Below are 10,227 nucleotides of genomic sequence, written 5' to 3'. Positions count from 1 at the left end.
CAATTAAAGTAATAAAAATTGGAATAATCATTATTTGAGTTTTATCTTTTGAATTCCTCAAAATATTAGCAATTAGACCATTAATTGCTCCAGTTTCTAATATTAAACCTATAGATGAAAAAGAAATAAAAACAAAGAATATTACAGGTCCAGCGTCTACCATACCTTTGTAAAAAGATTGGACCATTGCAAAAAATCCTACTGGTGATCTGTCAACCAAATGGTATGTTCCTGGAACAGCAACTTCTACTCCAGCTTTATTAGCTTCTCTCAAAAATTCTCCCGTTGGTAAAATCCAAGTTAAAATAGTACAGATAATAATTATTGCACTTAATAAGACATAAATATGTGGCAGTTTAAATTTTTTCTTTTCTTTCATAATAACTATAACCTCCTTATTCTATATTTATACTTTGATAAATTCTTGATACATTAGCAATTATTTAACTCTATAACGTAGTTATCTCAAAATATTATGTTACATAAATTTTATTTGCTTTGTTACAATTGAAATTAAATTATTATAGATATTAAATTATCTTATTCCCTCCTTCTAATTGTAAAACATTTAATGTATCAATAAAAAACATAGAAAATTAAAAAACAAGATATCGTTTTCTTAAAAATTAATGTTTTATTATTTATAAGATATTATTCGCAATAAGTTAAAAAAATTAATTAAGTAACACTATAATTGTAAGCCCTAAACTTATAAATTGCAACTTTTTGATGTTTATATAATTATTCAATAACTAAAAAGCTATTAAAATAACATGATGCAACCAAAAATTGTCCTATGCTTTCTTGATAGACAAATACTTTTTTTGTTAGATTAAATTAGGATATCTATTAAATTTTTAATAAGTAAAGAATTTGAATTTTGAAAAAATTTTTAAAAGGCTTGACAAATTTATTTATCGGGACTATAGTGTAGATATAAAGTATATACACTATAAAAATTGTTTTACTTTAAAAAAACTTTCGATTTAAAAAGTTTTTCCCATAATATAAGAAATTTTGTAATAATTTTTTAATTTGAAATGCTTTTTCTATTGTAATACAATAAAGAAAAATAGGAGGTATTTATGAAAAAGAAAATTTTAGCTATTTTACTTGTGCTATCATTCGCACTTACTCTTGGTGCTTGTAGTGCAAACACGACATCTTACCTTGATTCAGCTCAAAAGGTCGCAGACTGGAAGGGCGCAAAAGTTTCAGGAAAACTTGAATACAATGTTGAAGTTAAAGATCCTGAAAGTGGAGAAATTGAAAAAATTAATTTCCCTGTAAGCCTTACTGGCGAACAAATGGGAAGAGACAAGGCTCATGTTGTTATGAACATGGACTTCTCAAAGTTCAAAGAACTTATTGCTAAAAAAGCTGGTTCAGATGAAGAAATTGCAGGGCTTAACAAAGATGTGCCTGACAAAATTAAAATGGATATCTTTGTAAAAGATAATGAAGTTATTATGTCAAAGGACATTTTTGCCCTAGCTGGAGATGGACTTAAGGACATCAAGGAAGACTACATCTCAATTTCTGATGAAGAAAATGGTCTTTCACCAAAGGCTACTAAATATTTTAGCTCTGAAGAATTTAAGACTGATTTATTAAATTTAATGAACACTGCATCTAAAGATATTAAGCAAGGAATTGACTACAAGGTTGAAGGCAACACTTACACATTAAACACTACAAGTGATGCTGTTATTGACGAATTCATTAAATATGCTGATAACATTATGAAAAATTGGGACGCTGTTTCAACAAGTGCTCTTAAAATTGTTGACAAGGCAGGCCTTCCATTAGGTGAAGAAGAAAAGAAAGATTTCAAAGAACTTAACAAGGAATACAAGGCAGAAGATTTAAAGGAAGCTGCTAAGGGAATTAAAGAAACAATTAAGGGTTCAAGCCTTTCTGAAAAAACTACTTTTGAAGAAAATAAATGCAAACAAGAACTTGCTTTTACATTTAACTTTGCTGATTTCGTAAAAGTTTCTGTTAAGGGAAATGTTGATACTCTTAAGGACGAAAATGTAAAAATTAATTTCCCAACTTCAGTTAAGAAATTAACTACAGAAGAATATATGAAGTTAATAATGCCAGAAGTGAATACAAACTTTATTACTGTAAGAGTAAATGGAGAAGACATCACTTTTGAAGATATGGATGCTCTTCCACAAATCATCAATGACAGAACAATGCTTGGAGCTCGTACTTTCTACGAAAAAATCGGCGCTAAAGTTGATTGGAATGGAAAGAACAAGACTGTAACAGTTACTAAGGGAAATGATAAGATTGTCCTTACAATTGGAGCTAAAAAAGCTCTTGTAAATGGTAAAGAAGTTGCCCTCGATTCACCTGCAACTATTATTAAAGACAGAACTTACATCCCAGTAAGATTTGTTTCAGAAGCTTTTGGTTACAAGGTTAAATACGATGCAAACGAAGGAATGCCAATAGTTGACATCTTTAACATCACTGAAAAAGAACTTGCAGACAAGCTTATTCAACTTGAAAAAGAAGAAAATTATAAGATGATTGCTTCTATGAAGTCTGACCTTAAAGACGAAGAAGTTGTAAAAACTTTAAAAGACCTTTATGAAGGCGAAGAGCTTGATAAAATTCTTGCAGCAAAGGCTGACCTTGACAAAAATCCTGAACTTTTAAAGAAATACCAAGACCTAGTTAAAAAGGAAATGGAAGAAGTTTTAGCTGACGACAAGGAAGAAGTTAAGGAAGAAAAGACTGACAAGAAAGAAAATAAAGAAGTTAAAGAAGAAAAAGTTGCTGAAAAAACAGAAAAGTCTGCAGAAAAAGCAGCAAAAATTTTATTCTCAGTAATTAAATAAGTTTAAAGAAAAAATTATCCCAAGGGCAAAGACTCTTGGGATTTTTTTCGTGTAATTTTCCTCTTATAAATCTTGTGTTTAGAAAATATTTCTCATGTTTAGAAAAATTTTTCATGGGAACTAAATTTTTTATATTTCAGAATTAGACTACTTATAAACTATTCTTTGTGATAATATATAGTAGTATTTAGAATAAAATTATAAAAATTTATACTATATGGGGGATTCATGAAAATATTAAAAAGAGACAAGAGAGAGGTTACTTTTGACCATCTGAAGATAAAAAATGCCATTGAGAAGGCCTTTGATTCTGTTGGTAAAATTTACGATGACAAGCTTATAAATAGTTACGCTCTCGACATCAAAGAAAAGCTTTTGAAAAATTATGATCCCAAGAATCCTCCCACTGTTGAGGAAATTCAGGATCTAGTTGAATTAAAGCTTATTGATGAAAAGGAAATTGAAGTTGTAAAGGCCTACATCCTTTACAGAAATAGACATTCTGAAGAAAGACAAATTTTGGATAGGTTTGCTAATTTTATTACAGACGAAAATGTCCTAAAGATTTTAAAGTTTGTGAGAAAAAATTACGACCCAAAAAAATATGAGCTAGAAAATTTATACAACAAGTTTGAATCCTTTGTGAAAAAGGACCAAAGTCAAGATGCCTATCTTTCTGAAATCATAAAGGCTGCCAGTGAATTAACAGACAAGGACTCACCTAAGTGGGAATTTATCGCTGCCCTATTTTTAAATTATGATTTGGAAAAGAAAATTGCAGAAAATTTGCGTGACATAAATATAAATAATTTCTACGAAAAAATTAAATTCTTAACTGAAAAAAATCTCTACGGAAAATATATTTTGGAAAATTATTCTAAGGAAGATATTTTAGAGCTTGAAAATTATATTGATAATTCAAGAAACAGGCTTTTAAATTATTCTGGTCTTGACCTTCTCATTAAGAGATATGTAATAAGAAGTCACGACGGCAGATTTGTGGAAAGCATCCAAGAGATGTTCATGGGCATAGCCATGCACCTTGCCATACCTGAAAAAAATAAAATTTACTGGGCAAAGAAATTTTACGACATCTATTCTACACTAAAGGTTACTGTTGCAACTCCAACTATGTCCAATGCTAGAAAGCCTTACAACCAGCTCTCATCATGTTTTATCGACACAGTGCCAGACACTTTAAAGGGAATTTATCGCTCCATAGATAATTTTGCACAAATCTCAAAACACGGCGGCGGCATGGGTCTTTATTTTGGAAAGGTTCGTGCAACTGGCTCTGATATTAGAGGTTTTAAGGGTGTTGCTGGTGGCGTTATTAGGTGGATTAAGCTTGCCAATGACACAGCTGTTGCTGTAGACCAACTTGGCGTCCGCCAAGGCTCTGTTGCCTGCTATTTAGATGTTTGGCACAAGGACATTCCAGAATTTTTGCAACTTAGGACCAATAATGGCGACGACAGAATGAAGGCACATGACATCTTCCCTGCCATTTGCTATCCAAATCTATTCTTTGAACTTGCAGAGAAGGACATCAACGCTCCTTGGTATATGTTTGACCCTCACGAAGTTTTGGAAAAGAAGGGTTATTCCCTTGAAGATTTTTACGGCAAGGAATGGGAAGAAAAATATAGAGAATGTATTGCAGATAAAAACATTTCAAGACGTGAAATGAGTGTTAAAGACTTAGTTAGACTTATTATAAAGTCCCTTACAGAAACGGGAACTCCTTTTGCCTTTTACAGGGACAATGTCAATGAAATGAATCCAAATAAGCACAAGGGCATGATTTATTCTTCCAACCTTTGCACAGAAATCATGCAAAATATGTCTGCCATTGAAACTCTTGGCACCACTATAGAAAATATTGACGGAGAAGAAATAATTGTCACAAAGACAAGACCAGGCGACTTTGTTGTATGTAACCTTGCCTCCCTTGTCCTAGGAAATATTGACCTAGAGGACGACCAAGGCTTAAGGGACATTGTTGCCACAACAGTAAGGGCCCTTGACAATGTAATTGACTTAAATTACTATCCAATACCTTATGCCAAGGTTACAAACAGGAAGTACAGGTCCATTGGACTTGGCACATCTGGTTACCACCACGCCCTTGTCAAGGCTGGCATGGCATTTTCTGATATAGAGGACCACTTGAAGTGGGCTGACGATCTTTATGAGAGAATAAATTATCATGCCATCACTGCTTCCATGGAAATTGCCAAGGAAAAGGGCTCTTATGACTTCTTTGAAGGCTCTGATTGGCAAAGTGGCGAGTATTTTGACATCAGGGACTACAAGGATGACAAGTGGAATAAACTTAGGGAAGATGTAAAAAATAATGGGCTTAGAAATGGTTATATAATGGCAATTGCACCAACAGGCTCTACTTCCATTATTTCTGCAACTACTGCTGGCGTTGACCCAGTTATGAATAGGTACTTCTTGGAAGAAAAGAAGGGCTCAATCCTACCGAGAGTTGCACCAGACTTGACTCCACAAACTTTTTGGCTTTACGAAAATGCTCACGAGCTAGACCAAAATTTTGTAATTGAAGCTGCTGCCATTCGTCAAAGACACATTGACCAATCTCAGTCAATTAATTTTTATATAACTACAGACTTTACAATGAGAAAAATTTTAAATCTCTACATCAAAGCCGCTAAGGAAAAGATAAAGTCAGTTTACTATGTCAGAAGTAAGTCGCTAGAAGTTGAAGACTGCGACTATTGTGCGTCATAATTTATAATAGGAGGAATTATGAAACTTTCAAAGAGAGGTCTCTTTAACGAAAAGGGAGACATTGAAACATCTAAGAGAAGAATTATTAACGGAAACACAACAAACTTAAATGATTTTAACAACCTTAAGTACAGCTGGACTAGCGACTGGTATCGCCAAGCCATGAATAATTTTTGGATACCAGAGGAAATTAATCTTTCCCAAGATGTAAAGGACTATAGGATTTTAGATGTACATGAAAAGACTGCCTACGACAAAATTTTGTCTTTTCTAATCTATCTTGATTCACTACAAACTGCACAAATTCCAAAACTTCAATCCTATGTAACGGCAAATGAAATAAATTTGTGCCTATCAATCCAAGGTTATCAAGAGTCCATTCACTCTCAGTCTTATTCCTATATTTTGGACACAATTTGCTCTCCAGAAGAGAGGGAAGAAATTCTCTACCAATACAAGGACGACGAGGTGCTCTTAAAGAGAAATAAATTTATTGGCGACCAGTACCAAGATTTTTATGAAGATGAAAATATTGACAACTTCATGAAAGCTCTTATTGCAAATTATATTTTGGAGGGAATTTATTTCTATTCAGGTTTCTCCTTCTTCTACAACCTTGGCAGAATGGGTAAGATGCCTGGCACAGTTTCTGAAATAAGATACATCAACAGAGACGAGAACACTCACCTTTGGCTTTTTAGAAGTATTATTCTTGAAATGAAAAAGGAAAATCCAGAAATATTTACTGATGAAAATATAAAAAAATATAAAGCTATGCTTAAAAAAGGTGTTGAAGAAGAAATCTCTTGGGGTAAGTATGTCATAGGCGATGAAATTAGAGGTCTAAATGAAAAAATGATTGAAGACTACATTATGTATCTTGGCAACTTGCGCTCAAGGAATTTAGGTTTCGGAAATCTCTTCGAAGAGAACACTGAAGAGCCTGAATCCATGAAGTGGGTCAGCGAATACTCCGACCCAAATCAAATTAAGACAGACTTTTTTGAAGCAAAGCCATCTGCTTACTCAAAATCTTCTGTAATCGAAGACGACCTTTAATAAGATAAATTTTTAGCCGGATCTTGTATCCGGTTTTTTAATTAAAAAATTTTAAGCTAATTCATCCCAATAAAATTAGGAGGATAATGATGGAAGATAGAGACAATAATAAAAGACCTCAATATAATTTACTTAGATATTACTTAATTGCCATCTTGGCAGTTTTTGCCCTAAACTGGTTGATTCTTCCTATGCTTTCACAAAACAGCATGGAAAACTCAGCTTATTCCGATTTTAGAAGAAATCTTAGCCAGGGAAAAATTGAGGAAGTAAACTTTAGGCAGGACCAAATTCTTTACACCCTAAAGGATGAAAAGAAAATTTACAAGACTGGAAAGATGGAAGACCCAGACCTTGTTAAAGATTTGGAAGAAAAAGATGTAAAATACTCCTCAGAAATTCCTGAAAAGCCAAGTTTATTTATGTCCTTTGTAATGACTTGGGGAATTCCAATTTTGTTATTTTTCTTTTTACAAAGAGCCCTTACAAAGAGAATGGCAGGCATGACTGGCGGTCCTGGTGGAATCTTTGGCGGCGGAAAGAAAATTGAAAAGTACGAGCCCAATGGCGAGACTGTAAACTTTGGAGATGTGGCAGGTCAAGAAGAGGCAGAGGAATCTCTTGTTGAAATTGTAGACTATTTAAAAAATCCTGGGAAGTACACGAGAATTGGGGCAAAATGTCCAAAGGGAGCCCTACTTGTGGGACCTCCAGGAACTGGTAAGACTTTACTTGCCAGGGCAGTTGCTGGCGAAAGCCATGTGCCTTTCTTCTCCATAGCAGGTTCTGAATTTGTGGAAATGTTCGTTGGCCGTGGAGCTGCAAGAGTTAGAGAACTTTTTGAAGAAGCAAAGAAAAATGCTCCTTGTATTATTTTTATAGACGAAATCGACACAATTGGAAAGAAGAGAGATTCTGCAGGCATTTCAGGAAACGACGAGAGAGAACAAACTCTAAACCAACTTTTATCTGAAATGGATGGTTTTGACGGAAACATTGGCATAGTAATGCTTGCTGCAACTAATAGACCAGAAATATTAGACCCAGCCCTACTAAGACCAGGAAGGTTTGACAGACAAATTAGAGTTGAACTTCCAACACTCAAGGATAGAATTGAAATATTAAAAGTTCACGCCAAGAAATATCTCATGGAAGATGGAATAGATTTTTCTCTTATTGCAAGGTCAACTGCTGGTGCATCTGGTGCCCAACTTGCAAATATTTTAAATGAAGCTGCCCTTCGCGCAGTGAGAATGGGTCACGATAGAGTTCGTCAAGAGGACATTCAAGAGTCCATAGAAGTTGTAATTGCAGGAGCACAAAGAAAGCAAGACATCTTGTCTCCAGAAGAAAAAAAGAGAGTATCCTACCACGAAATTGGTCACGCCCTTGTTGCTGCCCTTCAAACTGGCTCTGAACCTGTGGAAAAAATTACAATTATACCAAGGACTTCAGGAGCCCTTGGCTACACTATGCAGGTGCCAAAGGATGAAAAAAATCTCTACACTAGAGAAGATCTTATAAACCACATAACAACACTTTGTGGTGGTCGTGCAGCAGAAGAAGTTATCTTTAATGAAGTATCGACTGGAGCTGCCAACGACATTGAAAAGGCAACAGAAACTGCCAGGGCAATGATAACTCAATATGGCATGGCTGACGAGTTTGGCATGGTGAAGTTCCAAGACTCTGGCTCAAGATACATGGGCGATAATGGAAACATGAACTGCTCTGAAGAAACTCGAAAAGAAATTGACGACTTAATGGTTGAAATCGTAAAGAGTGCCCAAGAAAATGCAAGAAAATTAATTGCAGACAATAGAGATGCCATGAAGGAACTTGCAGAATTCTTGCTTGAAGAAGAAACAATTACTGGCAAGCAGTTTATGGAAATTTTATCAAAGTATAAAAATTTTGATGAAGAAAAACAACTTGATGAAGAAAAATAATTTGATTAAGAAAAAACAACTTAATTAAGAAGAAGGCGGCTGAGGCTGCCTTTTTTGATTGCCAAAAAGGTCTAGGGGTAAAGATGAAACAAGTTAGAAAATTTTAGACAAATAATTAGAATATTTTAAAGAAAGAAAAGGAGATGAATATGGGATTATTAGTTGAAGGTAAATGGGTAGATGAGTGGTACGATACAGAGTCTACTGGCGGAAAATTTGTGAGAAAGGATTCCTCCTTTAGGGACTGGATTACAAGGGACGGAAAAATAGATGACAAGAGCAGGAAGGCCTACCCTGCAGAAGCAGGCAGGTACCACCTCTATGTTTCCCTGGCTTGTCCTTGGGCAGCAAGAGCTCTTATGGTGAGAAAGCTAAAGGGACTAGAAGACATAGTTGGCCTTTCCGTTGTAAGTCCTCTTATGTATGACAAGGGCTGGACCTTTGGAGACTATCCTGGCGCAACAGAAGATAAGGTCCACGGCTTTAAGTACCTTCATGAGCTTTACACTCACGCAAAATCTGACTACACAGGAAGAGTTACAGTGCCAGTCTTATATGACACAGTGGAAGGAAAAATTGTAAATAACGAATCCTCTGAAATAATTAGGATTTTCAACAACGCCTTTGATGACTTAGGTGCAAAAGAGGGAGACTTCTATCCAGAAGAACTTAGGGGCGATATAGATGAGATAAACAACTTTGTCTATGACAGGATCAACAACGGAGTTTACAAGGCAGGATTTGCTACAAAGCAAGAAGTTTATGAGGAAGAGGCAAAAAATGTCTTTGCTGCCCTAGATAAAATCGAAGAAATCTTGTCAAAAAACAAGTATTTAGTGGGCGACAGGTTTACAGAGGCAGACATAAGACTTTTCACGACTCTAGTTCGCTTTGACGCAGTTTATTTTTCTCACTTCAAGTGCAACCTAAGACCCCTCACTTCCTATGAAAATATTTGGAAATACACTAGACTTATTTACAACATGGAGGGAGTGGCTGAGACAGTGAACTTAGACCACATAAAGACTCACTACTACAAGTCTCACGACATGATAAACCCAAATCAAATAGTGCCTCTAGGTCCAGAAATTGATTTCTCCCTTTGAGAGTTAAATTTTTATAAAAATTTTAAACAAAAATAATCCTAGGTTTTTACGCCTAGGATTTTTTAAGGAATATTTTAAGGAATATTTACCAATATTTATTTTATTTTGAAAGTTTAGAAATAATTTGTGCAACTTCTGCTCTTGTCAAGTTTTCCTTTGGAGAGAACTTGTTTCCAGATCTACCGCTTAAAATTTCTTTATTAGCTAGGAATTGAATATCATCATAAGCCCAGTCAGAAATTTCTTTTTCGTCAGCAAATACAACTAGCTTAAGAGTTGAAGTGTCGTCGCCCTTTAATTTTAGATAAGATGCTAAAATGTGAGCCATTTCTTCACGAGTGATTACTTCTGATGCAAGGGCCTTTGAAGTCTTTGGAAGAAGTTTATTTTCTACAGCCCAATTCATGTATTCAGTGTAGAATTTGCCTGCTTCGATATTTTTGTCCTTAACTTCAGCAAATTTTTTAGTGTCAACATTTCCTAGTCTTCCCAAAATTGTTACAA

6 protein-coding genes and 1 pseudogene are annotated in these 10,227 nt (G+C 34.8%); 5 read left to right on the top strand and 2 right to left on the bottom strand.

What is annotated here, in order from left to right; genetic code table 11:
• Positions 1 to 379, bottom strand: a pseudogene (locus tag Q0U74_RS07175) (YfcC family protein); the annotation flags it as partial.
• A gap of 706 nt (positions 380 to 1,085) precedes the next feature.
• On the opposite strand from Q0U74_RS07175, the gene Q0U74_RS07170 reads away from it, so the two are divergent.
• From Q0U74_RS07170 to Q0U74_RS07150, 5 genes are all read left to right on the top strand, one after another.
• On the top strand, positions 1,086 to 2,852 hold the full coding sequence (locus Q0U74_RS07170; protein WP_297393687.1) for a copper amine oxidase N-terminal domain-containing protein: 1,767 nt from the start codon (positions 1,086 to 1,088) through the stop codon (positions 2,850 to 2,852).
• Positions 2,853 to 3,080: 228 nt separating this feature from the next.
• The gene (locus Q0U74_RS07165; protein WP_297393685.1) at positions 3,081 to 5,609 is read left to right on the top strand and encodes a ribonucleoside-diphosphate reductase subunit alpha; all 2,529 of its coding nucleotides are present in this window, start codon (positions 3,081 to 3,083) and stop codon (positions 5,607 to 5,609) included.
• Positions 5,610 to 5,627: 18 nt separating this feature from the next.
• The gene (locus Q0U74_RS07160) at positions 5,628 to 6,668 is read left to right on the top strand and encodes a ribonucleotide-diphosphate reductase subunit beta (protein ID WP_297393683.1); all 1,041 of its coding nucleotides are present in this window, start codon (positions 5,628 to 5,630) and stop codon (positions 6,666 to 6,668) included.
• 89 nt (positions 6,669 to 6,757) lie between these two features.
• Complete coding sequence (gene ftsH, locus Q0U74_RS07155) at positions 6,758 to 8,617, top strand: ATP-dependent zinc metalloprotease FtsH (protein WP_297393689.1); 1,860 nt, start codon at positions 6,758 to 6,760, stop codon at positions 8,615 to 8,617.
• A gap of 149 nt (positions 8,618 to 8,766) precedes the next feature.
• Positions 8,767 to 9,723, top strand: a complete 957-nt coding sequence (locus tag Q0U74_RS07150; protein ID WP_297393681.1) for a glutathione S-transferase family protein — start codon at positions 8,767 to 8,769, stop codon at positions 9,721 to 9,723.
• A gap of 100 nt (positions 9,724 to 9,823) precedes the next feature.
• Here the strand turns inward: Q0U74_RS07150 and Q0U74_RS07145 are convergent.
• Positions 9,824 to 10,227: S-layer homology domain-containing protein (locus tag Q0U74_RS07145; protein WP_297393679.1), on the bottom strand; the 404-nt coding region annotated here is incomplete at its 5' end.

It is taken from the genome of uncultured Peptoniphilus sp. (assembly GCF_946998875.1).
GTDB lineage: Bacteria > Bacillota > Clostridia > Tissierellales > Peptoniphilaceae > Peptoniphilus_A.
The sequence above is the reverse complement of the archived record's forward strand: the minus strand, read 5'-3'. Positions and strand labels throughout refer to the sequence as shown.